Source organism: Pseudomonas sp. GW823-FHT04A03, assembly GCF_058796615.1.
Genome location: NZ_JBXAIV010000007.1, coordinates 267,916 through 293,105, shown reverse-complemented (window position 1 = coordinate 293,105; position 25,190 = coordinate 267,916). Strand labels below are relative to the sequence as shown.

General features: G+C 60.7%; 22 protein-coding genes. 9 read left to right on the top strand and 13 right to left on the bottom strand.

Annotated features, from left to right (window positions below; genetic code table 11):
* Positions 1-174: 174 nt before the first annotated feature.
* From AC1Q9F_RS19460 to AC1Q9F_RS19435, 6 genes are all read left to right on the top strand, one after another.
* Positions 175-849 carry a heavy metal response regulator transcription factor gene (locus AC1Q9F_RS19460; protein WP_007951475.1) on the top strand — a complete coding sequence of 225 codons (675 nt, stop codon included), beginning with the start codon at positions 175-177 and terminating at the stop codon, positions 847-849.
* Positions 846-2,255: a heavy metal sensor histidine kinase gene (locus tag AC1Q9F_RS19455; protein ID WP_492620686.1), complete on the top strand. Its 1,410-nt coding sequence runs from the start codon at positions 846-848 to the stop codon at positions 2,253-2,255. Before AC1Q9F_RS19460 ends, AC1Q9F_RS19455 begins: the two co-directional genes overlap by 4 nt.
* Positions 2,256-2,628: 373 nt before the next feature.
* Positions 2,629-2,757 (top strand): hypothetical protein, encoded by a 129-nt coding sequence (locus tag AC1Q9F_RS19450; RefSeq protein ID WP_007951477.1) that lies wholly within the window; start codon positions 2,629-2,631, stop codon positions 2,755-2,757.
* A 50-nt stretch (positions 2,758-2,807) separates the two neighbouring features.
* Complete coding sequence (locus tag AC1Q9F_RS19445; protein WP_492620685.1) at positions 2,808-4,031, top strand: YcaO-like family protein; 1,224 nt, start codon at positions 2,808-2,810, stop codon at positions 4,029-4,031.
* Positions 4,028-4,978: a class I SAM-dependent methyltransferase gene (locus tag AC1Q9F_RS19440; protein ID WP_492620684.1), complete on the top strand. Its 951-nt coding sequence runs from the start codon at positions 4,028-4,030 to the stop codon at positions 4,976-4,978. Before AC1Q9F_RS19445 ends, AC1Q9F_RS19440 begins: the two co-directional genes overlap by 4 nt.
* Positions 4,975-5,853, top strand: coding sequence for an alpha/beta fold hydrolase (locus AC1Q9F_RS19435; RefSeq protein ID WP_492620683.1), 879 nt, complete (start codon positions 4,975-4,977; stop codon positions 5,851-5,853). The genes AC1Q9F_RS19440 and AC1Q9F_RS19435 overlap by 4 nt, the downstream gene beginning before the upstream one ends.
* A 43-nt stretch (positions 5,854-5,896) precedes the next feature.
* Here the strand turns inward: AC1Q9F_RS19435 and AC1Q9F_RS19430 are convergent, their stop codons facing one another.
* Genes AC1Q9F_RS19430 through AC1Q9F_RS19405 form a run of 6 tightly spaced genes read right to left on the bottom strand, consistent with a single transcriptional unit; the run spans position 5,897 to position 11,849 of the window.
* Positions 5,897-7,639: an ABC transporter substrate-binding protein gene (locus tag AC1Q9F_RS19430; protein ID WP_492620682.1), complete on the bottom strand. Its 1,743-nt coding sequence runs from the start codon at positions 7,637-7,639 to the stop codon at positions 5,897-5,899.
* 47 nt (positions 7,640-7,686) lie between these two features.
* Positions 7,687-7,959, bottom strand: a complete 273-nt coding sequence (locus AC1Q9F_RS19425) for a DUF2160 domain-containing protein (RefSeq protein ID WP_039767461.1) — start codon at positions 7,957-7,959, stop codon at positions 7,687-7,689.
* Positions 7,960-7,969: 10 nt separating this feature from the next.
* Positions 7,970-8,770, bottom strand: a complete 801-nt coding sequence (locus AC1Q9F_RS19420) for a carbohydrate ABC transporter permease (RefSeq protein WP_127798748.1) — start codon at positions 8,768-8,770, stop codon at positions 7,970-7,972.
* Between the two features lie 9 nt (positions 8,771-8,779).
* Positions 8,780-9,646, bottom strand: coding sequence for a carbohydrate ABC transporter permease (locus AC1Q9F_RS19415; RefSeq protein WP_007951487.1), 867 nt, complete (start codon positions 9,644-9,646; stop codon positions 8,780-8,782).
* A complete protein-coding gene (locus AC1Q9F_RS19410) occupies positions 9,643-10,755 on the bottom strand; it encodes an ABC transporter ATP-binding protein (protein ID WP_007951488.1) in 1,113 nt (370 codons plus the stop codon). Before AC1Q9F_RS19410 ends, AC1Q9F_RS19415 begins: the two co-directional genes overlap by 4 nt.
* Positions 10,755-11,849: an ABC transporter ATP-binding protein gene (locus tag AC1Q9F_RS19405; protein ID WP_007951489.1), complete on the bottom strand. Its 1,095-nt coding sequence runs from the start codon at positions 11,847-11,849 to the stop codon at positions 10,755-10,757. The genes AC1Q9F_RS19410 and AC1Q9F_RS19405 overlap by 1 nt, the downstream gene beginning before the upstream one ends.
* Positions 11,850-12,119: 270 nt before the next feature.
* Here AC1Q9F_RS19405 and AC1Q9F_RS19400 point away from each other — a divergent pair, with 270 nt between their 5' ends.
* Positions 12,120-13,970 carry a sigma-54-dependent Fis family transcriptional regulator gene (locus AC1Q9F_RS19400; protein ID WP_492620681.1) on the top strand — a complete coding sequence of 617 codons (1,851 nt, stop codon included), beginning with the start codon at positions 12,120-12,122 and terminating at the stop codon, positions 13,968-13,970.
* Positions 13,971-13,986: 16 nt separating this feature from the next.
* Here the strand turns inward: AC1Q9F_RS19400 and AC1Q9F_RS19395 are convergent, their stop codons facing one another.
* The 3 genes from AC1Q9F_RS19395 to AC1Q9F_RS19385 all read right to left on the bottom strand — a co-directional run bounded on the left by AC1Q9F_RS19395 (position 13,987) and on the right by AC1Q9F_RS19385 (position 18,603).
* On the bottom strand, positions 13,987-15,198 hold the full coding sequence (locus AC1Q9F_RS19395; protein ID WP_492620680.1) for an MFS transporter: 1,212 nt from the start codon (positions 15,196-15,198) through the stop codon (positions 13,987-13,989).
* Between the two features lie 301 nt (positions 15,199-15,499).
* Positions 15,500-16,882, bottom strand: a complete 1,383-nt coding sequence (gene cysS / locus AC1Q9F_RS19390) for a cysteine--tRNA ligase (RefSeq protein WP_085690018.1) — start codon at positions 16,880-16,882, stop codon at positions 15,500-15,502.
* A 20-nt stretch (positions 16,883-16,902) separates the two neighbouring features.
* The gene (locus tag AC1Q9F_RS19385; protein WP_492620679.1) at positions 16,903-18,603 is read right to left on the bottom strand and encodes a glutamine--tRNA ligase/YqeY domain fusion protein; all 1,701 of its coding nucleotides are present in this window, start codon (positions 18,601-18,603) and stop codon (positions 16,903-16,905) included.
* 252 nt (positions 18,604-18,855) lie between these two features.
* On the opposite strand from AC1Q9F_RS19385, the gene AC1Q9F_RS19380 reads away from it, so the two are divergent.
* Both AC1Q9F_RS19380 and lpxH read left to right on the top strand, forming a co-directional pair.
* Positions 18,856-19,362 (top strand): peptidylprolyl isomerase, encoded by a 507-nt coding sequence (locus tag AC1Q9F_RS19380; protein WP_007951494.1) that lies wholly within the window; start codon positions 18,856-18,858, stop codon positions 19,360-19,362.
* Positions 19,359-20,111 (top strand): UDP-2,3-diacylglucosamine diphosphatase, encoded by a 753-nt coding sequence (gene lpxH / locus AC1Q9F_RS19375; protein WP_273900834.1) that lies wholly within the window; start codon positions 19,359-19,361, stop codon positions 20,109-20,111. The genes AC1Q9F_RS19380 and lpxH overlap by 4 nt, the downstream gene beginning before the upstream one ends.
* 120 nt (positions 20,112-20,231) lie before the next feature.
* Here the strand turns inward: lpxH and AC1Q9F_RS19370 are convergent, their stop codons facing one another.
* The 4 genes from AC1Q9F_RS19370 to AC1Q9F_RS19355 form a co-directional block, all read right to left on the bottom strand.
* Positions 20,232-21,761 (bottom strand): DHA2 family efflux MFS transporter permease subunit, encoded by a 1,530-nt coding sequence (locus tag AC1Q9F_RS19370; RefSeq protein ID WP_192561624.1) that lies wholly within the window; start codon positions 21,759-21,761, stop codon positions 20,232-20,234.
* Between the two features lie 155 nt (positions 21,762-21,916).
* The gene (locus AC1Q9F_RS19365) at positions 21,917-23,119 is read right to left on the bottom strand and encodes an HlyD family secretion protein (RefSeq protein ID WP_007951497.1); all 1,203 of its coding nucleotides are present in this window, start codon (positions 23,117-23,119) and stop codon (positions 21,917-21,919) included.
* A 15-nt stretch (positions 23,120-23,134) separates the two neighbouring features.
* Positions 23,135-24,604, bottom strand: a complete 1,470-nt coding sequence (locus tag AC1Q9F_RS19360) for an efflux transporter outer membrane subunit (protein ID WP_492620678.1) — start codon at positions 24,602-24,604, stop codon at positions 23,135-23,137.
* Complete coding sequence (locus AC1Q9F_RS19355; RefSeq protein WP_007951499.1) at positions 24,594-25,076, bottom strand: MarR family winged helix-turn-helix transcriptional regulator; 483 nt, start codon at positions 25,074-25,076, stop codon at positions 24,594-24,596. The genes AC1Q9F_RS19360 and AC1Q9F_RS19355 overlap by 11 nt, the downstream gene beginning before the upstream one ends.
* Positions 25,077-25,190: the final 114 nt, after the last annotated feature.

Here is a 25,190-nt window from a genome sequence, read left to right as displayed (position 1 = left end):
CGACAGGCTGTCGCGGATGGCCAATTTAAAGGCCTCAGGCGTTGACTCTGTAGCCACTATAGCCTTTACCGTGCACGCCACTCAGTTCCAAAGTCCGTCAGGAAGTCCCTGCAAAAACTGCAACTTCCAGACTCACTTATTTAAATACCCATTCATTAAAAGTGGTGAAACATCATGCGAATCCTTGTCGTCGAGGACGAGCTTAAAGCTGCCGAATACTTGCATCAGGGCCTGACCGAAAGTGGTTATATCGTGGATCACGCGGTCAATGGCGCAGATGGTTTGCACCTCGCGCAACAACAGGTTTATGACCTGATCATTCTCGATGTGAACCTGCCGGAACTCGACGGCTGGAGCGTACTGGAACAACTGCGTCGCACCCACTCCACCCGGGTGATGATGCTCACCGCACGGGGGCGGCTGGCGGACAAGATCCGGGGTCTGGATCTGGGCGCCGATGATTATCTGGTCAAGCCGTTCGAGTTTCCGGAACTGCTGGCGCGGGTTCGCACGCTGATGCGGCGCAGCGAGAACATTCCGGTGCCGCAGGTGCTCAAGGTCGCCGATCTGGAACTCGATCCGGGCCGTCACCGGGCGTTTCGTGGCACGCAGCGCATCGACCTGACCACCAAGGAGTTCGCCCTGCTGCACCTGCTGATGCGCCAGTCTGGCGAAGTGCTGACCCGCACCCAGATCATCTCGCTGGTGTGGGACATGAATTTCGACTGCGACACCAACGTGGTCGAAGTCTCGATCCGCCGCTTGCGAGCGAAGATCGACGACCCGTTCGACAGCAAACTGATCCACACCCTGCGCGGTGTCGGTTATGTGCTGGAGGCCCGGGAATGAAGCCGGCGAGCCTGTCGCTGCGGCTGGGTCTGACGGTCAGCATTCTGGGCGCATTGCTGGTGGTGTTCCTGGCCATCCTTGCGTATTTCGCCCTGACCCATGAGCTGAACGCGCTATCGCGCGACAGCCTGGAAAAGAAGATGGAACAGGTCGAGCACAGCCTGACGCTGTACTTCGACACCGGTGAGATCAGTGCAAAGCCGCACATTCTGCTCGATCAGGTCATGGGGCACGACAACCTGACCCTGACCATTTATGACCTGAACAACCTGCGTACTCCGCTGCTCAAGTCCGGTTCGGGCCTGACCGATCCACGGGTCGAGTTGAAGGCGGTACGGGCGACGACCGATCAGTTGACCCACACCGACAGCGTCGATGCTGAAGGTGCGAAGTTTCTCACCGTCTCCAAGCTGATTCGCCTCAAGGACGGCAGCAACGTACCGGTGCTGCTGTCGATGGATAACGCCCACGATCAGGCCTTGCTCAGTGCTTATTTGCGCTCGACGTTGATGGCCTTGCCGTTGCTGCTGGTGTTCATCGGCCTGACCGCATGGGGCGCCGTGCAGCGAGGGTTGGCACCGTTGCGGGAATTCCGCAAAGTGGCAGCGCGAGTGACGACGCAGGATCTCGACCATCGCCTGTCGGTGCTGAACATGCCCCAGGAACTCAGCGAGCTGGCGCAGGGCATTAACGTCATGCTCGATCGCCTGGACAGCGGCGTGCAGCAGTTGTCGCAATTCTCCGATGACCTGGCCCACGAACTGCGCACGCCGATCAACAACCTGATGGGCAAGGCCCAGGTGACGCTGTCGCGGGAGCGCTCGGTCGAGGAATACACCAACGTTCTGGTGTCTTGCACCGAAGAGCTGGAGCGGGTCGCGCGGATTGTCTCGGACATGCTGTTCCTGGCCCAGGCCAGCCAGCCTGCGGCGCACGCCTCGTTCGAACCGATTGCACTGGAAGAAGAGGCGTCCAAGGTGGCGGATCTGTTTTCTCTGACGGCGCAAGACAAACAGATCGATCTGAAGGTCATCGGCAGCGCTCAGGTGTCGGGCGACCGGTTGATGATTCAGCGAGCGATTTCCAATCTGCTGTCCAATGCCCTGCGCCACTGCCCGTCCGGCAAGACCGTTTCGCTGTTCATCGAGCAGGCGCCGACCGAAGTGTCGCTGCGGGTGAGCAATCCCGGCGCAGGCATCGAAGCGCAGCACCTGCCGTATCTGTTCGACCGTTTTTACCGGGTCGACAGCAGCCGCACCCGTTCACAGGGCAGTACCGGTCTGGGGCTGGCCATCGTGCATTCGATCATGACCCTGCATCAGGGCAGCGCGCAGGTTCAAAGCCGTCCGGGGGCGATGACGGTGTTCAGTCTGGTGTTTCCCGCAATGCACCGGGAACGGCACTAAACCTTCAAGCCGATTTGTGCGGTGTTTTCTGAAACCTCATAGGAAAAATCACCGCACAAGTGCTGCATCCATCCCCGTAAAACCTTCAGTACGAATTTGCGTCGTCCCCGCGCTGAAACGTCTGACAACGACAACAAACAGAACGCCTCAAACCGCTGATTCCTTTCGCGTGGTTCGCCCGTTGCCACGCAGTGCTGCTCCCCCAGAAACACGTCCTCGCGGCGTCAATTCACGTTTCATCAGTACGTATTTCGACACCGCTGAAACCCGCGATTGGAAACGTCTGGACATTTTTGACCCCGCCCTCACCGCCCTTTTAGATTCGGCTCGTGCTTGCAACAGCACTCCCAAACAACAACCAAGGAGCAACATCATGGGCTACATGGGCAGCTTGAACGCAAACCCTATCGATGAACTGGAAGAGCAGGAAGCACCCTCGCCAGAGCAGATCGAAGCGCTGCAACTGACCGAGGAAGAACAGGCGGAACTCAACGCCGAGTAACAGAACCCGCGGGGGCCTTGCGCCCTCGCGGGCTTTCCAGGAAGGGAATCATGGACAAGACAACGTTGGCCGAGCGTGAGCTCACGGCCGATCAGGCAGAACGGCGTATTCACACCGAACTTTCACGCCTGGGCCTCACACCGCACACCCGCACCCTCGGCAGCAAAGTGATTGCCGTTCAGGCGAGTCTTCATGGCGGCGACAACCGTCATGCTCGTGGCTCCGGCAAGGGCTATACGGATCAGGCGCACCTGGGCGCGCTTTATGAAGCGCTCGAGCACTATTGGACGGATGAGCTCTGTACCTACGATGTTCACCACGAAACGGAACGCTATTTCAAAGACACGCCGTTGTTTGCCGATGACTCGCTTCTGCGCAGGCTCACCGGCCAGCAAAACGTGCGCATCACCTGCCGGACCTATGTCTGTCCGCCATGGCATGACCGGTTTTCCTATCCGGTGGCGCTGACCTCACCGAACGGCTCACGTTTACCCTCGTCACCGGGCATGGCGGACTACCGCGCCGTGCGGCGTTACGCCAGCAACAGCGGCACCGCGATTGGCGCCACTTACAACGAAGCGATGCTGCACGCCGCCAACGAATGCATCGAGCGCGACGCCGTGTCGTTGTTTCTGCTTGATCATTTTTATTACCAGAACCATCCACCACTGCGACGGGTGGCGCGCCTCACTGAAAGCGACGAACTCGGTCGTCTATGGGCCGATGCCGAACAGGAAATCGACGGCGAAATCGTGCTGGTGGACATCAGCACCGAGTTCATGACCCGGACTTTTCTGGCCTTCACCACGAAGCCGGGCGCTCACCCACAGGTATTCGGCAGCGGCAGCTCTCTCGACCCGCGCCATGCTGCGTGGCGGGCGCTCACTGAACTGGTGCAATTGCAACTCAGCGCCGCCGAACCCGAATACCGACAGACGCTGAACAATGCGCTGCGCAATCTGCAGCCCTTCCCGCGCCTGCTGCGCTGTGCGCAGTTCGATCCGCAGACGCTGCTGAATCGCTGCGCTCAACACGAGGTGAGACTGCCGGGTTCCGCTAAAGACCTGTCGGTGGACAATCAACTGCACTTGCTGACTCAAGACCTGCGGATTCACGGCCGTACGATGGGTGCAGCCATCCTGCAGCGAACCGAGCTCGGCACCACCCTGCTCAACGTGGTGATCCCCGGACTGGAACGCTTCTTCGTGGTCTCCAGCGGCAATGTCGTTATCCCGCAAGCCCGGGGCCGGACTTTGGAGAGGCCAGCCCCATGAACCGACTTGATCGCACCCGGGAACTGACATTGGCCCGATCCATGCGCCTTTACCTCAACGAAAACGACGCTGTTGGCCACTACCTCGAACCGCGAGGCAGCGGATTGCATCACGTTTTTTTCCTGCGGGTGAACGATGAGCTCTGGGTCGGCCGCAAGCTCCTGCAGCGTGACCGGCATTTTCGGTGGCAGGCCGGCAGCGCGCTCAAAGCCGGCATGTTGTTTGGCCCGCATCTCCATTCACTGTGGGGTGATGACGGGTTGTCGATCGGCTATCGGACGGTCTCCCCCGCAGACAAAGCGCAGTTCTTCGAGCACGCCTTGCGTCAGGCTGACAGCGAGATCCTGTTTCCCTTTCCGCTGCTGGATGAGGCGGGCCGGGAAGCGGTCTGCCCGGCAGACTTTTGGCAATGCAACGAATCACTGGCCGAACAGCTGAATAACGACGAACACCACTTGCGCGAATACTGCGCCGGGCTGCTCCAGGCCATCACTGAAAAAGGCGCACTGATTTACGACCCGGCCTGTTCGACCGGCGCGTTCATCGCTCATCTCGCCCGCGCCCTGCCCGACTGTCTGTGCCTGGGCAATGACCGTTCGGCCTCGATGATCGAACACGCCAGGCGATATCACAGTGGGATCTCCGTCGAATTCGACGTGCTGGAGGCGAGTGAAGCTTTCGATGCCGGGATTCGCTGCGATGTCTTGATCCTGCGGTTCCTCAACGCCGAAGTCTTGACCCGCCGCGAGGCCCACGCAGCGTTCGAATCGCTGATCCGCTGCGTCAATCCCGGCGGCACGATCCTCGTTTTCGGTCACACGCCGGTGCTGATCCCGGTCACCTGGCTCGCCTCCCTCCACCACCTGAAACTTGAATCCAGCGTCGCGGCGCGGCCTGGGCAGGTCGAGCTGTTCCAGTTCTACCGTCTGACGGTTCAGGCGTCATGAGCTTCTCCCTGCACAGCCGAGGTTATTACCCGACCGGCGACGGTCATCAACTCTATTGGGAACGCCATGGTGTTCCGGGACACGAACCGGTGTTTTTCCTCCATGGTGGCCCCGGCGGGCGTATCAGCCGCCACCATCTGCAGTTCTTCGAACCGGATAGGTTCGACATCATCCTGTTTGACCAACGGGGCTGCGGGCGGTCGACGCCCTACGGCGAACTGCGGGACAACTCCACCGGGCTGTGTGTCGAAGACATCGATGCCCTGCGCCAGCATTTCGGCTTCGAAAAAATCAGCGTTCTGGGCGTGTCATGGGGTAGTTGGCTGGCGATCCAGTACCAGCAGCGCTACCCGCAGCACCTGCTGAAAACCACGTTGGTCTCGGTATTCGTGCCGTTTGCCGACAATGTCCGATCCTACGATCAGGCGCTCAATGACGGGCTGGTGCAATCGCCGCAAATGTCGCCCGGCCAACGCGCCAGGGACATCTACCGGATTCTCCGCGAAGGCTGTCCATCGCAGCAGCACCGCGCCGCCATCGAATGGTTGAACGCTGTTCTACGTCGCACAGGGCAGACGATTTGCCCCGACACTCTGGAGCGCTTCGTCGATCAGGAAGCCGTGCTCGCGATCCGTCTGGAATTGCATTACCACCTGCAGAACTACTGCTTCACGCCAAAGGAAGAAGACCTGACCCTCGACGACAACACCCTGCTGATCCAGGGCATCCGCGACACCCATGGCATGGCCAGCGTGCGCTGGCTCAGGCAACGCATGAACATCCACTGCCGGCTGCTGCACGCCGGGCACAACGCCTTTGAAAACGCCCTCCTCAAAGCGGTGCGTCGGGCGGTGAAACGTGAAATCGAGGGCTAAAAAAAACGGCACCCGAAGGTGCCGTCCCGTCCCGCAAAAGCGCTTACTTGCGTGCCGCCTCCCACGACTTGAGCAGTTCGTTGTAGCTCACGGTTTCGCCTTTCGGCTTCTCGTTCGCCAGTTTCGGTTTTGGTGCGCCCGGCTGGTCGAACCAGTATTGCGCGTCGAGCTCGGGGTTCATTTTCGGGGCGCAAGTGGCCTGGGCCTTGGAGCGTTCCAGACGGGTCATGATCGCGTCCTGATCCTTGGCCAGACCGTCGAGGGCCTGTTGCGGGGTCTTCTCGCCGCTGGCGGCTTCGGCGATGTGGCTCCACCACAATTGCGCCAGACGTGGATAGTCCGGCACGTTGGTGCCGGTCGGGGTCCATTGCACGCGAGCCGGGCTGCGGTAGAACTCGACCAGACCACCGAGTTTCGGCGCCAGATCGGTCATCGCCTGCGAGTTGATGTCCGACTCGCGAATCGGCGTCAGACCGACGATGGTTTTCTTCAGCGACACGGTTTTCGAGGTCACGAACTGCGCGTACAGCCAGGCCGCGAGTTTCTGTTTCTCAGGCGTGGATTTCATGAAGGTCCACGAGCCCACGTCCTGATAACCGAGTTTCATGCCCTCTTCCCAGTACGGCCCGCGTGGCGACGGCGCCATGCGCCATTTCGGCGTGCCGTCGGCGTTGACCACCGGCAGGCCCGGTTTGGTCATGTCGGCGGTGAAGGCGGTGTACCAGAAGATCTGCTGGGCGATGTTGCCCTGAGACGGCACCGGGCCGGATTCGGAGAAGGTCATGCCCGCCGCTTCCGGTGGCGCGTACTTCTTCAGCCAGTCGACGTATTTGGTGGTGGCGAACACCGCCGCCGGGCCGTTGGTGTCGCCGCCGCGGGTCACGCTGGAGCCGACCGGGTGGCAATCCTCGACGCGAATCCCCCACTCGTCCACCGGCAAGCCGTTGGGAATGCCCTTGTCGCCACCACCGGCCATGGAGAACCAGGCATCGGTGAAGCGCCAGCCCAGCGACGGGTCTTTCTTGCCGTAATCCATGTGCCCGTAAATGCGTTTGCCGTCGATTTCCTTGACGTCTTCGCTGAAGAATTTGGCGATGTCTTCATAGGCCGACCAGTTCACCGGCACGCCCAGTTCATAGCCGTACTTTTCCTTGAACTTGGCTTTCAGGTCGGCGCGTTCGAACCAGTCGGCGCGGAACCAGTACAGGTTGGCGAACTGCTGGTCGGGCAATTGATAGATCTTGCCGTCCGGCGCGGTGGTGAAGGAGATGCCGATGAAGTCCTTGATGTCGAGGGTCGGCGAGGTGAAGTTCTTGCCTTCATTGGCCATCAGGTCGGTGATCGATTCGGTCTTGCCATAGCGAAAGTGCGTACCGATCAGGTCCGAGTCGTTGACCCAGCCGTCGTAGATGTTCTTGTCCGACTGCATCACGGTCTGCATTTTTTCCACGACGTCGCCTTCCTGCAACAGGTCGTGGGTCAGCTTGATCCCGGTGATTTCGCTGAAGGCCTTGGCCAGCACTTTGGATTCATATTCGTGGGTGGTCAGGGTTTCCGAGACGACCTTGATGTCCATCCCGCGAAACGGTTCGGCCGCCTTGATGAACCACTTCAGTTCTTCGAGTTGCTGTTCGGCCGTCAGGGTCGACGGCTTGAACTCGCTGCCGATCCATTTTTTTGCGGCATCTTCGTAGGCGTCGGCCCAGGCGGACGCGCTCAAACCGCTGAGTGCCAGCATGGCTGCCAATGAAATGCTATGTCGCAGCTTATTTTTCTTATCGAACATAGAGACCTCCTGTTAGGTTTTCGGAGCAAGATTGCCGAGCGATTCGACTAGCCCCAACGCATCACAGCCAACAGCCACACCAGGGACAACGCGGACGCTACCCAGATGCTCCAGTCGGTCACGCCGATTACCAGCAGATGCAGGTAGGCGCTGCCGAGAAGACCGATGAACAAGCGATCGCCACGGGTGGTGGCAATCGGCAGAAACCCTCGCCGCAAGATGCTCGGCGAGCGCAATTCCCAGGTGGTCATGCCCACCAGGATCAACCCGATCACGATGAAAAACGCCGCCGTCGGGACGGTCCAGCTCATCCATTCCATCATCAGTTCCTCAGACCCGGCCCAGGGCAAAGCCCTTGGCCACGTGGTTGCGAACGAACCAGATCACCAGCATGCCGGGGAGGATAGTCAACACCCCCGCCGCCGCCAGTACACCCCAATCAATACCGGACGCCGACACCGTGCGCGTCATCACCGCGGCGATCGGTTTGGCGTTCACCGAGGTCAGCGTGCGCGCCAGCAGCAGTTCGACCCAAGAGAACATGAAGCAGAAAAACGCCGTCACACCGATGCCGGAGCCGATCAGCGGAATGAAGATCTTCACGAAGAACTTGGGAAAGCTGTAGCCGTCGATGTAGGCGGTTTCGTCGATTTCCTTCGGCACCCCGGACATGAAACCTTCGAGGATCCACACCGCCAGCGGCACGTTGAACAGGCAGTGCGCCAGCGCCACGGCGATATGGGTGTCGAACAGGCCAATCGACGAATACAGCTGGAAGAACGGCAGCAGGAAGACTGCAGGCGGCGCCATGCGGTTGGTCAGCAGCCAGAAGAACAGGTGTTTGTCACCGAGAAAGCGGTAACGCGAAAAGGCATACGCCGCCGGCAGCGCCACGCTCAGGGAAATGATCGTGTTCAGACTGACGTAGTACAGCGAGTTGATATAACCGGTGTACCAGCTCGGGTCGGTGAAGATCACCTTGTAGTTCGCCAGCGTGAAATCCTGTGGGAAAAGGGTCAGTCCGCCGAGAATTTCGGTGTTGCTCTTGAACGACATGTTCAGCAGCCAGTAGATCGGCACCAGCAGGAACAGGATGTAGAGCAGCAGGGGAATAAGCTTTCTTTTGCTCATGGCCGGGCCTCAGCGGTTGGCATCGTTGTGGGTCATGGCGGTGTAGAACAGCCAGGACACCAGCAGGATGATCAGGAAGTACACCAGCGAGAATGCCGCCGCCGGCCCCAGGTCGAATTGGCCTACGGCCATCTGGGTCAGGGTCTGACTCAGGAAGGTCGTCGAGTTACCCGGCCCGCCGCCGGTGAGCACGAACGGCTCGGTGTAGATCATGAAGCTGTCCATGAAGCGCAGCATCACCGCGATCAGCAGCACGCTCTTCAACTTGGGCAATTGAATGTGGCGGAACACGGCCCAGGCCGAGGCCCGGTCAATGCGCGCGGCCTGGTAATACACGTCGGGAATCGCCCGCAGCCCGGAGAAACACAACAGTGCCACCAGTGAAGTCCAGTGCCAGACGTCCATCACCAACACGGTGACCCAGGCGTCCATGGTGTTGGCCGCGTAGTTGTAGCTGATGCCCATGGCGTTGAGGCTCGAACCCAGCAGGCCGATGTCGGCGCGGCCGAAAATCTGCCAGATGGTGCCGACCACGTTCCACGGAATCAGCAGCGGGATCGCCAGCACGATCAGCACCACCGACGACCAGCGACCCTTGGTCGGCATGGTCAACGCGATGGCGATGCCGAGCGGGATTTCGATCAGCAGCACACACGCCGAGTAGATGAACTGGCGCAGCAACGAATCATGCAGACGCGGATCGAGCAGTACCTGCTTGTACCAGTCGGCGCCGACGAAATAGCGGCTGGACTGGTCGAAGATGTCCTGCACCGAATAGTTGACCACAGTCATCATCGGGATCACCGCACTGAACGCCACCAGCAGGAACACCGGCAACACCAGCCACCAGGCCTTGTTGTTCTGCACCTTGTTCATGGCTGTACCTCGCTATCCGTGGCATCCAGCAGAAACTCGTCGGCATACACCATCAGCCACTGCGCCGGGAAACTGATGTACGCCGTGCCCTGCGGCACCGGTTTGTCCTCGGCCAGACGCACTTTCAGCGGTGCACCGTCCAGATCCAGAGTCATGATCTTGTAGGTACCGAGGTCTTCGACGTGTACGACCCGCGCCTGCATCGCGTCATCGAACGGCTCGTCCCACACGTGGATGAACTCGGGACGAATGCCGACCTTCAGATTTTTCCACTGACCGTGTTCGATATGGCGCTGCAAGCCGTCGGACAGCGGCAGGTGGGTCGAATTGAAACCGACCCCGCCCGGTTGCGGTTGCACTTCGATCAGGTTCATCCCCGGGCTGCCGATGAAATAGCCGACAAAAGTGTGGCTCGGCCGCTCGAACAATTCCCGCGGCGTGCCGAACTGGACGATCTGGCCGCCATACATCACCGCGATCTTGTCGGCGAAGGTCGAAGCCTCCAGCTGATCGTGGGTGACGTAGACCATGGTGATGTTGAACTGCTCGTGGATCTGCTTGAGCTTGCGCCGCAATTTCCATTTCAGGTGCGGGTCGATCACCGTCAGCGGCTCGTCGAACAGAATCGCCGAGACGTCATCGCGCACCAGGCCACGGCCCATGGAGACTTTCTGTTTTTCGTCGGCGGTGAGGTTACGCGCCTTTTTACTCAGCAGGTTCTGCAGGTCGAGGACTTCGGCGATTTCCTGCACCTTGCTGTGCACTTTCGCCTCGGCCAGGCCCTGATTGCGCAGGGGAAAAGCCAGGTTGTCGAACACGGTCATGGTGTCGTACACCACCGGGAACTGGAACACCTGAGCGATGTTGCGCTTCTCCGGGGTCAGGTCGTTGACCGCTTTGCCGTCGAACAGCACATGCCCTTGGGACGGGCTGAGCAGACCGGAAATGATGTTGAGCAACGTCGATTTGCCGCAACCCGAAGGGCCGAGCAAGGCATAGGCGCCGCCCTGCTCCCAGATATGATCCATCTCGCGGATCGCGTAATCCTCGGGCCCGCTCGGGGTTTTGCTGTAGCTGTGGGCGAGGTGCTGCAAACGGATTTCGGCCATCAGGCAACCCTCGCGACACGCCGGCCCGGTGCCTGCACCAGACGGCCCTGCGCATCGAACACAAACAGTTTATGGGTCGGGATATAGATGCGGATCGGCGCATCGACGTCGTATTCGTGAACCCCCGGCAAATGCAGCACCAGCAGGAAATGCTCGTTGCGCACGTGCAGGAAGGTTTCCGAACCGCTGATTTCCGCCACCTCGACGGTCACCGCCAGTTCCAGGTCGTCATCGTTGCTCGGCACCAGCGAGATGTGGCTCGGGCGCACGCCAAAGCGAAACTCGCCCTCGCCCACCGGCCGCAGGTCGACGTTCAACGGAAAGTGTACGAAGTTGGCGAAGCTCACTTCGTTACCGGCGATGCGCCCCGGCATCAGGTTGATCGGCGGTTCGGAGAACAATTCGGCGGCCAGCACCGTTTGCGGCTGGTGGTAGACCTCGGTCGACGGGCCGCTCTGGATCACCCGGCCCTCGTGCAGAATGGTGGTGGTGCCGCCCAGCGCCAGCGCTTCGTTGGGTTCGGTGGTGGCGTAGATGGCGATGGTGTGGCGCGCCTTGAACAGCTCGCGCATTTCCTGGCGCAGTTCTTCGCGCAGTTTGTAGTCGAGGTTGACCAGCGGCTCGTCGAACAGGATCAGTTCGGCATCCTTGACCAGCGCCCGCGCCATGGCCGTGCGCTGTTGCTGGCCGCCGGACAGTTCCAGCGGATAGCGCTTCAGAAACTTCTCGATGCGCAGCATCTTCGCGGTTTCCTGCACCTTGCTCTGGATCTGCTCGTTGGAGATCCCGGCCTGGCGCAGCGGCGAGGCGATGTTCTCGAACACCGTCATGGTCGGGTAATTGATGAACTGCTGATAGACCATCGACACGTTGCGCAAACGCACCGGGCGCTGGGTGACGTCGACGCCGTTCATCAGGATGCGGCCGCTGTCGGGCTTGTCCAGACCGGCCATCAGGCGCATCAGACTGGTCTTGCCGGACAGCGTGCGCCCGAGCAAAACGTTGAAGGATCCAGGTTCGAATTTCAGGCTCGCATCGTCGATCCAGGTCTGGCCCTCGACGGTACGGCTGACGTGCTCCAGGGTGAGTGACATGGCTCGGCCTTTTTATTATTGGAGTCAAGCGACCTGTCCTGTAGAGCGACATTCGTGCCAGAAACGGCAAGCTGTTGATTTGCCGTCGAATTCGCTGAAAGCCACGCAAACCGTGGTTCGTAGCTGAACACAAGTGAACAGTCGCGACTGAACAATTGAACAGTCGGGCGATTGACAATGAACAATAGTGAACAACACTCTATGGATGCTTTTTGCTCGTCGAACGAGCCATAACAAAAACAACAAAGCACCCTTCAGAGACTGCCAATCATGGCCGCACCTGCCCCGCCGCTTTCCCACGACGCCATCGTCCAGGACTCCTGGTCCCGTTGCCGCGCCTTCGGTCTCAATCATCAAAGCGCCCCGGCCTTCGATCAGTTGCCCTCTGCCGGCATCGCGCAGTTGCTCGACCGTCATCATTCGCTGGTGCAGACCACCCACCAGGAAGTGCTGCCGTATTACGAGAACATCCTGAGCAACTCCAACTGCCTGATCATGCTGGCCGACAATCAGGGCCAGGTGCTGACGTCCTGGGGTACTCAGCGCTTTATCGAGCCGAACCTGGCGCGCGGTTTTCAGGCCGGCGCCAGTTGGGTCGAGCGCGCCAGCGGCACCAACGCCATCGGGACTGCTTTGGCCTGCGAGCAGGCGGTGCACATCGAACACGATGAACACTTTCTCAAGGCCAACCGCTTCATGACCGGTTCCGCCGCGCCTATTTTCGATGCCGAGCGCAAGGTCATCGCCGTACTCGACGTGTCCAGCGACAGCTATCTGCCGCCCTCGCACACCCTCGGCATGGTCAAGATGATGAGCCAGACCGTGGAGAATCGGCTGATCCTCAACCTGTTCCACGGCCAGCACTTTCAACTGACCTTCAACACCGGGTTGAACAACCTCGACAGCCAGTGGGCCGGGCTGCTGATCTTTGATGAGAGCGGCCAGGTGCTGTCGGCCAACCGTCGGGCCGACAATCTGTTGGGGGTGCGGTTGTCGCGGGTCAGCGTTGAGAGTCTGTTCAAGGTGTCGTTGCTGGAGTTGATCAATCAACCGGACGGTTTGCCGTTCGCCTTGCAGACCTCCGGGCGCAATCGTTTCCAGTGTTTGTTGAAACGGCCTAAACAGGCGCCAGTTCAGGCGCGGGTCTTTGCTGAAACCAGAACCGCTGAACCGAAAGTCGTCGTCCCTACGGCCATCAGCCTGAGCACGTTGCACTTCGGCGACAGCCGCGTGGAAAAAGCCGTGCGCCAGGCCGAGCGGCTGCTGGAAAAGGACATTCCGCTACTGATTCACGGGGAAACCGGGGTCGGCAAAGAGGTTTTCGTCAAAGCCCTGCATCAGGCCAGCTCCCGCAGCAAACAGGCGTTTATCGCCGTCAACTGCGCGGCGATTCCCGCCGAACTGGTGGAGTCTGAGCTGTTCGGGTACGAGAAAGGCGCGTTCACCGGTGCCAACCAGAAAGGCAGCATCGGCCTGATCCGCAAGGCCGACAAGGGCACGCTGTTTCTCGATGAAATCGGCGACATGCCGCTGCCAACTCAGGCTCGCCTGTTACGCGTGTTGCAGGAGCGCTGCGTGCAACCGGTGGGCAGCAGCGAGCTGTTTCCAGTGGATCTGCGGATCATCTCCGCCACCAACCGTTCGCTCAGGGAACAGGTGCAACTGGGGCGCTTCCGCGAGGACTTGTACTACCGCATCGGCGGCTTGACCCTCGAATTACCACCGCTTCGCGAGCGCAGCGACAAGCAGGCACTGTTCAAACGGTTGTGGGAACAACATCGCGAGCCGTCGCAGTGGGCGGGATTGAGTCGCGAGGTGCTGGACTTGTTTGAACGGCACCCGTGGCCGGGCAATCTGCGTCAGGTCAGCAGCGTGATGCAGGTGGCGCTGGCGATGGCCGAAGAACAACCGATTCGGCCCGAGCATTTGCCGGACGACTTTTTTGTCGATCTGGAGATGGAGCCGGTGGAAGTGGCCGAGCCGCTGGGCATCGATCTGAACGATGCCGAGGCGTTGAACCGGGAGTTGCAGTTGGCCGGCGGGAATATTTCCCACCTGGCGCGACGGTTGGGGGTGAGCCGCAATACGCTGTACAAGCGATTGCGGCAGCTTGAAAGCTGAGCGTTCCCACAGCGGGTCAGGCCGAAACGGCGGGCTCAACAGGTGCAGCCGATGCGGCCGCCAACGTCCGCAGGCCCATCAACACCACAACCATCATCAGCAAACCTGCAGCGATCGCAACGCCGAACCCTGCCCGGGCGCCCCAGGCATCAATCACCAGCCCCGCCAGCATGCCGCCCAGCGCCACGCCGATGCTGATCCCGGTGGTCATCCACGTCAGCCCTTCGGTCATCCTCGCCGCCGGGATGATGATCGTCCCCAGCTTCATGACCACCACCATGGTCGGCGCAAACGAGATGCCGGCGATAAACAGCATCGCCGACAGGACATAAACATCCGGTGAGAACACAGGCAATACGCCGGTGACTGCCGTGACCAATATCCCGATAAAGAACTGTTTTTCAATCGCCAGCGAAACCCGCAACGCGCCGAAGGTCAGGCCCGCCACCAGCGAGCCGAAGGCATAGGCGGCGAGGATGAAGGTGGCAGCCGATGGCCAGCCTTGCGCGTTGGCGAAGGCCACAACGGCGACATCGATCGACCCGCCGATGGCCCCCATCGCCAGCAGCGCCAGGACAATGGTGCGAACGCCGGGAATCAGCAGTGTCGAACCGCTGTTTTTCCGGTTGCCTGCCACCACTTTCGGTTCGGTCTGACGTTGCATGAGAAACGCCGTCACGCCGACGGCCAGCAGCCCTACCGCCACCAGCGGCCCGGCTTCCGCGAAGAAACTCACGCTCAAACCGATCGCCAGGGGCGGGCCGATGATGTAGGCCAATTCGGTGAGAACCGTGTCGAGGGAGAACGCGGTGTGCAGCTGCGGCTTGCCACGAAACAGTTGCGTCCAGCGTGCGCGGATCATGGACGGCATGCTCGGCATTGTCCCCGCCAGTGCCGCCAGTACAAAAAACAACGCGGCGGGCGCTTTCAAGTGCACGGCGAGAATCAACGCCAGCAGCATGACAATGCTGAAAACCGTGACAACGGGCAGCACGCGGCTCTGGCCACGCTGATCAACCTGTTTCGAGATGCGCGGGCCGAGCAGCGCGTTGGCCAGGGTAAACGTGCCGGCGACTGCGCCGGCCAGCCAGTAAACGCCCGTCTGCTGCACCAGCATGGTGATGATGCCGATGCCGATCATTGCCTGGGGCAGTCGGGCGATAGAGCTCGCTAGGATCAGCCCGGTGGCGCCGGGTGTCGATACCAGCTCGCGATAGTGATTAGCCATGATTCCTCCCTTCCGGATTCGCCGCTGATGAGCATCCTGCCGCGTGCGCTATCAAGACCTATGCGAATACCAAAAGCAATCACACATTGTCTGGATCGTTCCCACGTCGAGGCGTCGAACCGTCTGCGTGGGAATGCCTCAATGGACGCTCCGCGTCCGCTTCGGCATGGGACGCGGAGCGTCCCGGGCTGCATTCCCACGCGGAGCGTGGGAACGATCAACTGTCTGCGTGAGAACGATCTATCGGACAGAAAAACAAAAACCCGCACAAGGCGGGTTTTGTTTGTAACAGGCGCAGCAATCAGTCAGCCAGACGCCAGGTCGTGCCGCCCTTGCCGTCTTCCAGCACCACGCCCATGGCGGTGAGCTGGTCGCGGATGCGGTCGGATTCGGCCCAGTCCTTGCCGGCGCGTGCCGCCAGACGCGCAGCGATCAGCGCCTCGACTTCAGCTGCATCGACACGCCCTTCGGCACCGGCCTGCAGGAAGTCATCGGCTTCGAGCTGCAACACGCCCAGCACGCTGGCCAGTTCTTTCAGACGCGCCGCCAGACCGGCCGCTGCATCGAGATCGCTCTCGCGCAGACGGTTGATCTCACGCACCATCTCGAACAGCACCGCGCAGGCTTCCGGCGTGCCGAAGTCGTCGTTCATCACCGTGGTGAAACGCTCGACGAACGCTTCGCCTCCAGCCGGCGCCACGTTCGGCAGGCCTTTCAACGCGTGGTAGAAACGCTCCAGTGCGCCCTTGGCGTCCTTGAGGTTGTCTTCCGAATAGTTGATCGCGCTGCGGTAGTGACTCGACACCAGCAGGTAACGCACGACTTCCGGGTGGTACTTGTCGAGCACGTCGCGAATGGTGAAGAAGTTGTTCAAGGACTTGGACATCTTCTCGCCATTGATACGAATCATGCCGCAATGCATCCACGCGTTGGCGTAGGTCTTGCCGGTGGCCGCTTCGCTCTGGGCGATTTCGTTTTCATGGTGCGGGAACTCAAGATCGCTGCCGCCGCCATGAATGTCGAAAGTCTCACCCAGGCAGCAGGTGGACATCACCGAGCACTCGATGTGCCAGCCCGGACGCCCGGCGCCCCACGGCGATTCCCAGCTCGGCTCGCCCGGCTTGACGCCTTTCCAGAGCACGAAGTCCAGCGGATCTTCCTTGGCTTCGTCGACCTCGATCCGCGCACCGATGCGCAGGTCTTCGATCTTCTTGCGCGAGAGCTTGCCGTAGCCCATGAACTTGCCGACGCGGTAGTACACGTCGCCATTGCCCGGGGCGTAGGCGTAACCCTTGTCGATCAGGGTCTGGATCATCGCGTGCATGCCAGGGATGTGATCCGTGGCGCGCGGCTCCATGTCCGGCTTCTTGATGTTCAGGCGCGCTTCGTCTTCGTGCATCGCCGCGATCATGCGCTCGGTCAACGCTTCGAACGACTCGCCGTTCTCGTTGGCCCGGTTGATGATCTTGTCGTCGATGTCGGTGATGTTGCGCACGTAGGTCAGGTCATAACCGCTGAACCGCAACCAGCGGGTCACCAGGTCGAACGCGACCATGCTGCGGCCGTGGCCCAGGTGGCAGTAGTCGTACACGGTCATCCCGCAGACGTACATGCGCACCTTGTTGCCATCCAGCGGCTTGAAGACTTCTTTGCTCTTGGTGAGCGTGTTGTAGATCGTAAGCACGGTGTTTCCTTAAGACTTGATCACTGGCCCCACGAATCGCGCAGGGTCACGGTACGGTTGAATACCGGCTGGCCTGGTTTCGAGTCCTTGATATCCGCGACGAAGTAGCCTTCGCGCTCGAACTGGAAACGGTCTTCCGGCTGTGCGTTGCCCAGCGAAGGCTCGGCACGACAACCGGTCAGCACTTGCAGTGAGTCAGGGTTGATGTTGTCCAGGAAACTCGCGCTGTCCTCGGCCTTCTCCGGGTTCGGAGAACGGAACAGGCGATCGTACAGACGCACTTCGCACTCGATGCTGGCAGCGGCCGGCACCCAGTGGATCACGCCCTTGACCTTGCGGCCTTCAGGGTTCTTGCCCAGTGTGTCCGGATCGTAGGAGCAACGCAGCTCGACGATGTTGCCGTCGGCGTCCTTGATCGCTTCATCGGCACGGATCACGTAGCTGCCGCGCAGACGCACTTCGCCGTACGGCTCCAGGCGCTTGTAGCCTTTTGGCGGTTCTTCCATGAAGTCATCGCGGTCGATGTAGATTTCACGGGCGAACGGCAGCTGACGCACGCCGAGTTCTTCTTTCTGCGGATGACGCGGCAGTTCGAGGTTGTCGACCTGGTCTTCCGGGTAGTTGGTGATCACGACTTTCAAAGGACGCAGCACGCACATGGCGCGCGGGGCGTTCGCGTCGAGGTCCTGACGAATGCTGAACTCGAGCATGCCGAAGTCGACCACGCCGTCGGAACGGTTGGTGCCGATCATGTCGCAGAAATTGCGGATCGACGCCGGGGTGTAGCCACGGCGGCGGAAGCCCGACAGCGTCGACATGCGCGGATCGTCCCAGCCGTTGACGTGTTTCTCGTCAACCAGTTGCTTGAGCTTGCGCTTGCTGGTGATGGTGTAGTTGAGGTTCAGACGGCTGAACTCGTACTGACGCGGGTGCGCCGGCACTGGCAGTGCGTCGAGGAACCACTCGTACAGCGGACGATGGCTTTCGAACTCCAGGGTGCAGATCGAGTGGGTGATGCCTTCGATGGCGTCCGACTGACCGTGGGTGAAGTCGTAGTTCGGGTAGATGCACCACTTGTCACCGGTCTGATGGTGATGGGCGTGGCGGATGCGGTACATGATCGGGTCGCGCAGGTTCATGTTCGGCGAGGCCATGTCGATCTTGGCGCGCAGCACACGGGCACCGTCCGGGAACTCACCGGCGCGCATGCGGGCGAACCAGTCCAGGTTCTCTTCCACCGAACGGTCGCGGAAAGGGCTGTTCTTGCCAGGCTCGGTCAGGCTGCCGCGGTATTCCTTGGCTTGCTCGGGCGTCAGGTCGTCGACGTAAGCCTTGCCGGCCTTGATCAGTTCAACGGCCCAGTCGTGCAACTGGTCGAAGTATTGCGAGGCGTAGCGCACTTCGCCGGACCACTCGAAGCCCAGCCATTTGACGTCGCTTTCGATCGCGTCGATGTATTCCTGGTCTTCCTTGGCCGGGTTGGTGTCGTCGAAACGCAGGTGTGTAACGCCGCCGAACTCCTGGGCCAGGCCGAAGTTCACACAGATCGACTTGGCGTGGCCGATGTGCAGGTAGCCGTTGGGCTCAGGCGGGAAACGGGTGACGATCTGCGTGTGCTTACCCGAGTCCAGGTCCGCCTGGATGATCGGGCGCAGGAAATTGACCGGCGTAACGGGGCCGGTCTTGGAATTCGAGGTAGGGTCGACAGTGGGCTTGCTCATAGGATCCTTGAACGTACAGTGCGCGGCGCCGGGACACGGGCCTGACAAAACAAAGCCGCTATCATAGCCGATGCTGTCAAGCCCCTGACAGAGCAGGGCTTAAAAGGAATGCATTTAATCGCCGGGTTTTGAAAAACAGCCTCGAAATTCGCGCCTGTCACGCTAAACTGCGCACCTTGGCCTTCACGGGCTGAACCGGCAAAGGGGCGAAATGCTCCAATGCCCACGAATTCCTTATAAAGAGTAGCGATCATGACTCAAGTAAAACTGACCACCAACTTCGGTGACATCGTCATCGAACTGAACGCTGAAAAAGCCCCGATCACCGTGGCGAACTTCATCGAATACGTGAAAAAGGGTCACTACGAGAACGTCGTGTTCCACCGCGTCATCAAAGGTTTCATGATCCAGGGCGGCGGTTTCGAGCCAGGCATGAAAGAAAAGAAAGACAAGAGCCCAAGCATCCAGAACGAAGCCGACAACGGCCTGAAGAACGAGAAATACACCCTGGCCATGGCTCGCACCATGGATCCGCATTCGGCCTCGGCACAGTTTTTCATCAACGCCACCGACAACAGCTTCCTGAACCACACCTCCAAGACCGCTCAGGGTTGGGGTTATGCCGTGTTCGGTAAAGTGGTTGCTGGCACCGACGTTGTCGACAAGATCGAAGGCGTTTCCACCACGTCCAAGGCAGGCCACCAGGACGTACCAGCAGACGACGTGATCATCGAGAAAGCCGAGATCATCGAAGCGTGATATTGCTGATTTCAGACTTGCATCTGGAAGAGGAGCGCCCGGACATTACCCGGGCGTTTCTGGATTTGCTCGCCGGACGCGCCCGCTCGGCGAGTGCGTTGTACATTCTGGGCGACTTTTTCGAGGCGTGGATTGGCGACGACGCCATGACCCCCTTCCAGCGTTCCATCTGCCAGGCCCTGCGCGAACTCAGCGACAGCGGCACGGCCATTTTTCTGATGCACGGCAATCGCGACTTCATGCTCGGCAAGGCCTTTTGCAAAGAGGCCGGCTGCACGCTGTTGAAGGACCCGAGTGTCGTGCAGTTTTACGGCGAACCGGTGCTGCTGATGCACGGCGACAGCCTGTGCACCCGCGACGAAGCCTATATGAAGCTGCGCCGTTACCTGCGCAACCCGCTCAGCCTGTTCATCCTGCGCAACCTGCCCTTGCGCACCCGGCACAAGCTTGCGCGCAAGTTGCGCAGCGAAAGCCGGGCGCAGACGCGGATGAAGGCCAATGACATCGTCGATGTCACACCGGAGGAAATTCCGCGGATCATGCAGGAATACGGGGTAAAAACCCTGGTTCACGGGCACACCCATCGCCCGGCGATCCACAAGTTGCAGATCGGCGATCAGGCGGCTAAGCGGATTGTGCTGGGGGACTGGGATCGTCAGGGCTGGGCGTTGCAGGTGGATGAGAACGGGTTTGCGTTGGCGCCGTTTGACTTCGCACCGCCGCCGGCACTGCCCGCCCCAACCGTCTAAAGCCGTATAAAAAACTGTGGGAGCGAGCTTGCTCGCGAACGCGTCGTGTCAGTCAACATAAATGTTGGATGTCAGTCAGCATTCGCGAGCAAGCTCGCTCCCACCGGTACTGTGTCGCCCTTAGTGACCGCTGGCCGCCGGGCCTGCCTTCGCAGCAAACGGCGGCTTGGCCAGCCAAACAATCAGGATCAACCCCATAAACCCCCACCCCAACAACGTGAAGTAATCCACGGTCGAAAGCATATACGCCTGACTGGTCAACACATGATCCAGCTGCGCATACGCCGGATTGCTCGCCCCGCCCAACTGATTCAACGCCTCACGGGTCGCCGGCTCATAAGTGCTGATGCTCTCGCTCATATAGGCATGATGCTGATCCGCCCGGCGAATCCAGATCCAGGTGGTCAACGACGCCGCAAAGCTGCCGCCCAGTGTCCGCAGGAACGTCGCGAGACCAGCGCCATCGGCAATCTGGCTCGGCGGCAAGTCCGACATCAGAATGCTCAAGGTCGGCATAAAGAACAGCGCCACACCAATCCCCATGAACAACTGCACCAGCGCGATGTGCTGGAAGTCCACTTCGTTGGTGAATTCAGCACGCATGAAGCAGCTCAGGCCGATCGCCAGGAACGCCAGCCCGGCCAGCAAGCGCAGGTCGAACTTGTGCGCGTACTTGCCGACAAACGGTGACAGCAGCACCGGCAGAATGCCGATCGGTGCCACCGCCAGCCCGGCCCAGGTCGCGGTGTAACCCATCTGGGTCTGCAACCACTGCGGCAGTATCAGGTTGATGCCGAAGAATCCGGCATAACCCAACACCAGCACCAGTGTGCCGATGCGGAAGTTGCGGTGGGCGAACAACCGCAGGTTGACCACCGGATGCTGGTCGGTCATTTCCCAGATCACGAACACCGCCAGCGCAATCACCGAAATTGCCGCGCCGATGATGATGAAGTTCGACTCGAACCAGTCCAGGTCATTGCCCTTGTCGAGGATCACCTGCAACGCACCCACGCCGATGATCAGCGTGATCAGCCCGACGTAATCCATCGGCTGATGGCTGGTGACCACCGGGCGCTTGGCCAGCTGCTGGCGCACCACCATCACCGCGAAAATCCCGATAGGCACGTTGATGAAGAAGATCCACGGCCAGCTGTAACTGTCGGTGATCCAGCCGCCGAGGATCGGCCCGGCAATCGGCGCCACCACCGTGACCATCGCCAGCAACGCCAGAGCCATGCCCCGCCTCGCCGGCGGATAGACCGCAATCAGCAGCGTCTGGGTCATCGGGTACAACGGCCCGGCCACCAGGCCTTGCAGCACGCGAAAGCCGATCAGTTCCGGCATCGACGTGGAAATACCACAGAGGAACGATGCCAGCACGAACAGGATGGTCGCCCACAGAAACAGCTTCACCTCGCCGAAGCGACGGCTCAGCCAGCCGGTGAGCGGCAGCGCAATGGCGTTGCTCACGGCGAACGAGGTGATGACCCAGGTGCCCTGCTCCGAACTCACGCCGAGGTTGCCGGAAATGGTCGGCAACGCCACGTTGGCGATGGTGGTGTCGAGCACCTGCATGAAGGTCGCCAGCGACAGGCCGATGGTGCTGAGCAACAGGCTGGGCGGCGTAAAAGAGGCGTTATTGCTCATCGCGAATCCTTTGGAACTCGGCGGGCGCCGCGCTTGTTACAGACGCAGTCACCCTTGTGGGAGCGAGCTTGCTCGCGATGGCGGTCTGTCAGATAAATTAATACTGAATGACACACCGCTTTCGCGAGCAAGCCCGCTCCCACAGGGGGAAGGAATCAGCGTTGCGCGGTCTTGCTGACCGCCGCGCTGTTGTCGTGGATCAACTGGGTGATCATCGCGTCGGCTTCGGCCAGTTGGCGGTCGTAGACGTTGGTGCTGAACGAGGCCTTTTGCGGCGGTTGCTGGGCCAGTACCGGGCCGCTCTGGTCGTGCAGATTGACCTCGACATTGGTCGACAGACCGACGCGCAGCGGGTGTTTGGCCAGTTCTTCGGCGTTGACGTGAATCCGTACCGGCACACGCTGCACGATCTTGATCCAGTTGCCGGTGGCGTTCTGCGCCGGCAACAGGGCGAACGCGCTGCCGGTGCCCGCGCCGAGGCTGTCGATGGTGCCGCTGAACTTCACGTCGCTGCCGTAGATGTCCGACTCGATCTCCACCGGTTGGCCGATGCGCATGTCACGCAGCTGGGTTTCCTTGAAGTTGGCGTCGATCCACAGCTGATCCAGCGGAATCACCGCCATCAGCGCGGTGCCCGGCTGCACACGCTGGCCGAGTTGCACGGTGCGTTTGGCGACGTAACCGGTGACCGGTGCAATCAGCGTGCTGCGAGCGTTGGTCAGGTAGGCCTGACGCAGTTGTGCGGCGGCGGCCATCACGTCGGGGTGCGAGGACACCACGGTGTCATCAACCAGCGCGCTGGTGGTTTTCAGCTGCTGTTTGGCGTTGGCCAGGGCGTTCTGCGCCGAGGTCAGGTCATCGCGGGCGTGGGACAGTTCTTCCTGGGAAATCGCCCCGCCGGCCGCGAGATTTTTCCGGCGGTTGAAGTTGTCCTGGGCTTTCTGCACTTCGGCCTGTTGCGCATTGACCTGAGCCTTCATGCCGTCGACGTTGCTGTACAAGCCGCGCACCTGACGCACGGTGCGGGCCAGATTGGCCTTGGCACTTTGCAGGCCGACTTCGGCGTCGTTCGGGTCGAAGTTGATCAGCACCTGGCCTTCATGCACCAGATCGCCATCGTCGGCGCCGATGCTGACCACGGTGCCGGTCACCAGCGGGGTGATTTCCACCACGTTACCGTTGACGTAGGCGTCGTCGGTGCTTTCGCTCCAGCGCCCGATGAATTCGTGATACGCCCAGACGCCGGCACCGGCGAGGGCAACCACAACGGCCAGCACCAGCAGCATTACTTTGCGTTTGCGCGGATTGCCAGTGTCCTGGGCGTTGTCTTGAGCTTGTGTGTTTTCGGCAGTGGCCATGACAAATACCTTGAATTAGTTGTGCGGCGTGGCTGGGGTGGCGTTGGCTGCGGTCAGGGTTTGCCCCTGGAAGCCGCCGCCCAGCGCTTGCATCAGTTGAATCGACAGGTCGATCTGCTCGGCATTCAGGTTGGCCAGCTGACGCTGGGCCTGCAGCAATTGCTGCTCGATGCTGAGCACGTCCAGGTAGTTGCCGATGCCGGAACCGTAACGCTGGACGACGGTGTTGTAAGAGTCCTGGGCAATCTCGGTCGCGTGCTGCTGGGCGCCGATCTGCCGGCCGATGTCGCGCAACTGGTTGATCGTGTCGCTGACATCGCCCAGGGCTTTCACCAGGCTTTTGTTGTACTGCGCCACGGCGAGGTCGTAATCGGCGTCGCGGGCATCGAGGTTGGCGCGCAGGCGTCCGCCATCGAAGATCGGCACCGAAATCGTCGGGGCAATATTGAAGAAGCGACTGGCGGAACCGAACATCGCGTCCCCCAACAAGGATTCGGCACCGGCGGAGGCCGACAGGTTCAAGTTCGGATAGAAGCGGGTCTTGGCCGAGTCGATGTCCTTGCTCGCCGCCTCGACACGCCAGCGCGCGGCGACCAGATCCGGGCGACGGCCCAGCAGTTCGGCCGGCAGCACCGATGGCAGTGCCACGGCGCTGGCTTGCAGGACTTTCGGCCGAGCGATTTCGTTGCCGCGATCCGGGCCTTTGCCGAGCAGTACGGCCAGAGCGATTTTCGCGCTGTTCAGACGTTTTTCGGCGTCGATCAGGCTAGCTTCGGAGCTGGCTTCCAGACTTTGGGTCTGCTGGAACTGGTACTGGCTGTCGATCCCGGAGCTCAGGCGACGCTGGCTCAGGTCGAGCATCTGTTTGGTGCGTTTGAGGTCTTCGTTGGCCAGGTCATAAACGATGTGCGCCTGACCCAGATCGCTGTAGGCCCGAGCCACATCGGCGGCGAGGGTCAGTTGCGCGGCCTGACGGTCGACTTCGGCGGCGCGGGCCTGACCGAGTGCGGCTTCCCAGGCATCACGCTGGCCGCCCCACAGGTCGAAGTTGTAATTGAAGCCGGCGCTGATGTTGCGCACGGTGGCGTAGGCATCGCCCTGCCCTCGCGGGTCCTGATCCTTGGCCAGACGCGAACGGCTGATGCCGGCGCTGGCGTCGAGGGTCGGATAACGCTCGGCATCGGCGGCGTATGCGGCGGCGCTGGCCTGATGGGCGCGGGCGTCAGCGATCTGCATGTCCGGGCTGTCTTTCAGGGCTTCGCGGATCAGGCCGTCGAGCTGCGGATCGCCGAGGCTGGTCCACCAGTCGCTCTTCGGCCACGCGGCCTGAGACAGGGTCACGCCGTTGAGCGATTGCCCGGTTTGCAGGTTTTTCGCATCGAGGCTGGCGCCCTGGGTATCGAGGCCACTGTAGTTGGCGCAACCGGCGAGAATCATCGCCGACAGCACCAGTGTCAGGCTGCTGCGCAAGGTTTTACCGCTCATTGTGTTCACCTAACCGCTGGATGGTGATGGGGTCACCGGCTGCCAGCAAAATTTTCTTGAGGATGTATTCCAGGGTTTTCAACTCGTCCGGGGTCACGGCGCCGGCCAGTTCATTCATGGCATCGGCGCCGATGTGCGGCAGGCGATCGGCCAGTTGCTGGCCCTGCTCGGTGAGTTTGAGTTGCACCTGACGGCGATCGCCTTCGCTGCGTTGGCGAACCAGGAAACCTTTCTGCTCCAGACGATCGAGCATGCGAGTCATCGAACCGCTGTCCAGCGACAGGTGCCGGCACAGCTCGGCCGGGGTGTCGACGCCGTACTGGGCCATGATGATCAACACCTTGAACTGCGCGGCGGTAATGCCGTGGGGTTCCATGTGGGTGTCGATGATCTTGTCCTTGAGCAGCGCGGCACGGCCGAGCAACAGGCCGAGATGGCAATGCTTGAATTCGTCGGGGGTGAAATGCTTCATGTGCTCACCTAATAACTGCCTAGGCAGTGAATGTATGTCGAGATGTTACTGCCTAGGCAGCGAATGTCAACGTAATAGTTAGGTTGCTTTGTAATTAGTTGACCAGTGGACTGG

Coding starts and splice junctions, on each gene's coding strand:
- AC1Q9F_RS19420 (WP_127798748.1), bottom strand. CDS start 8,770: ATGAGCAAAAGAAAGCTTATTCCCCTGCTGCTCTACATCCTGTTCCTG.
- AC1Q9F_RS19415 (WP_007951487.1), bottom strand. CDS start 9,646: ATGAACAAGGTGCAGAACAACAAGGCCTGGTGGCTGGTGTTGCCGGTG.
- AC1Q9F_RS19450 (WP_007951477.1), top strand. CDS start 2,629: ATGGGCTACATGGGCAGCTTGAACGCAAACCCTATCGATGAACTGGAA.
- AC1Q9F_RS19380 (WP_007951494.1), top strand. CDS start 18,856: ATGACTCAAGTAAAACTGACCACCAACTTCGGTGACATCGTCATCGAA.
- AC1Q9F_RS19455 (WP_492620686.1), top strand. CDS start 846: ATGAAGCCGGCGAGCCTGTCGCTGCGGCTGGGTCTGACGGTCAGCATT.
- AC1Q9F_RS19370 (WP_192561624.1), bottom strand. CDS start 21,761: ATGAGCAATAACGCCTCTTTTACGCCGCCCAGCCTGTTGCTCAGCACC.
- AC1Q9F_RS19400 (WP_492620681.1), top strand. CDS start 12,120: ATGGCCGCACCTGCCCCGCCGCTTTCCCACGACGCCATCGTCCAGGAC.
- AC1Q9F_RS19430 (WP_492620682.1), bottom strand. CDS start 7,639: ATGTTCGATAAGAAAAATAAGCTGCGACATAGCATTTCATTGGCAGCC.
- AC1Q9F_RS19405 (WP_007951489.1), bottom strand. CDS start 11,849: ATGTCACTCACCCTGGAGCACGTCAGCCGTACCGTCGAGGGCCAGACC.
- AC1Q9F_RS19395 (WP_492620680.1), bottom strand. CDS start 15,198: ATGGCTAATCACTATCGCGAGCTGGTATCGACACCCGGCGCCACCGGG.
- AC1Q9F_RS19435 (WP_492620683.1), top strand. CDS start 4,975: ATGAGCTTCTCCCTGCACAGCCGAGGTTATTACCCGACCGGCGACGGT.
- AC1Q9F_RS19355 (WP_007951499.1), bottom strand. CDS start 25,076: ATGAAGCATTTCACCCCCGACGAATTCAAGCATTGCCATCTCGGCCTG.
- AC1Q9F_RS19410 (WP_007951488.1), bottom strand. CDS start 10,755: ATGGCCGAAATCCGTTTGCAGCACCTCGCCCACAGCTACAGCAAAACC.
- AC1Q9F_RS19460 (WP_007951475.1), top strand. CDS start 175: ATGCGAATCCTTGTCGTCGAGGACGAGCTTAAAGCTGCCGAATACTTG.
- AC1Q9F_RS19385 (WP_492620679.1), bottom strand. CDS start 18,603: ATGAGCAAGCCCACTGTCGACCCTACCTCGAATTCCAAGACCGGCCCC.
- AC1Q9F_RS19360 (WP_492620678.1), bottom strand. CDS start 24,604: ATGAGCGGTAAAACCTTGCGCAGCAGCCTGACACTGGTGCTGTCGGCG.
- AC1Q9F_RS19425 (WP_039767461.1), bottom strand. CDS start 7,959: ATGGAATGGATGAGCTGGACCGTCCCGACGGCGGCGTTTTTCATCGTG.
- AC1Q9F_RS19365 (WP_007951497.1), bottom strand. CDS start 23,119: ATGGCCACTGCCGAAAACACACAAGCTCAAGACAACGCCCAGGACACT.
- AC1Q9F_RS19440 (WP_492620684.1), top strand. CDS start 4,028: ATGAACCGACTTGATCGCACCCGGGAACTGACATTGGCCCGATCCATG.
- AC1Q9F_RS19445 (WP_492620685.1), top strand. CDS start 2,808: ATGGACAAGACAACGTTGGCCGAGCGTGAGCTCACGGCCGATCAGGCA.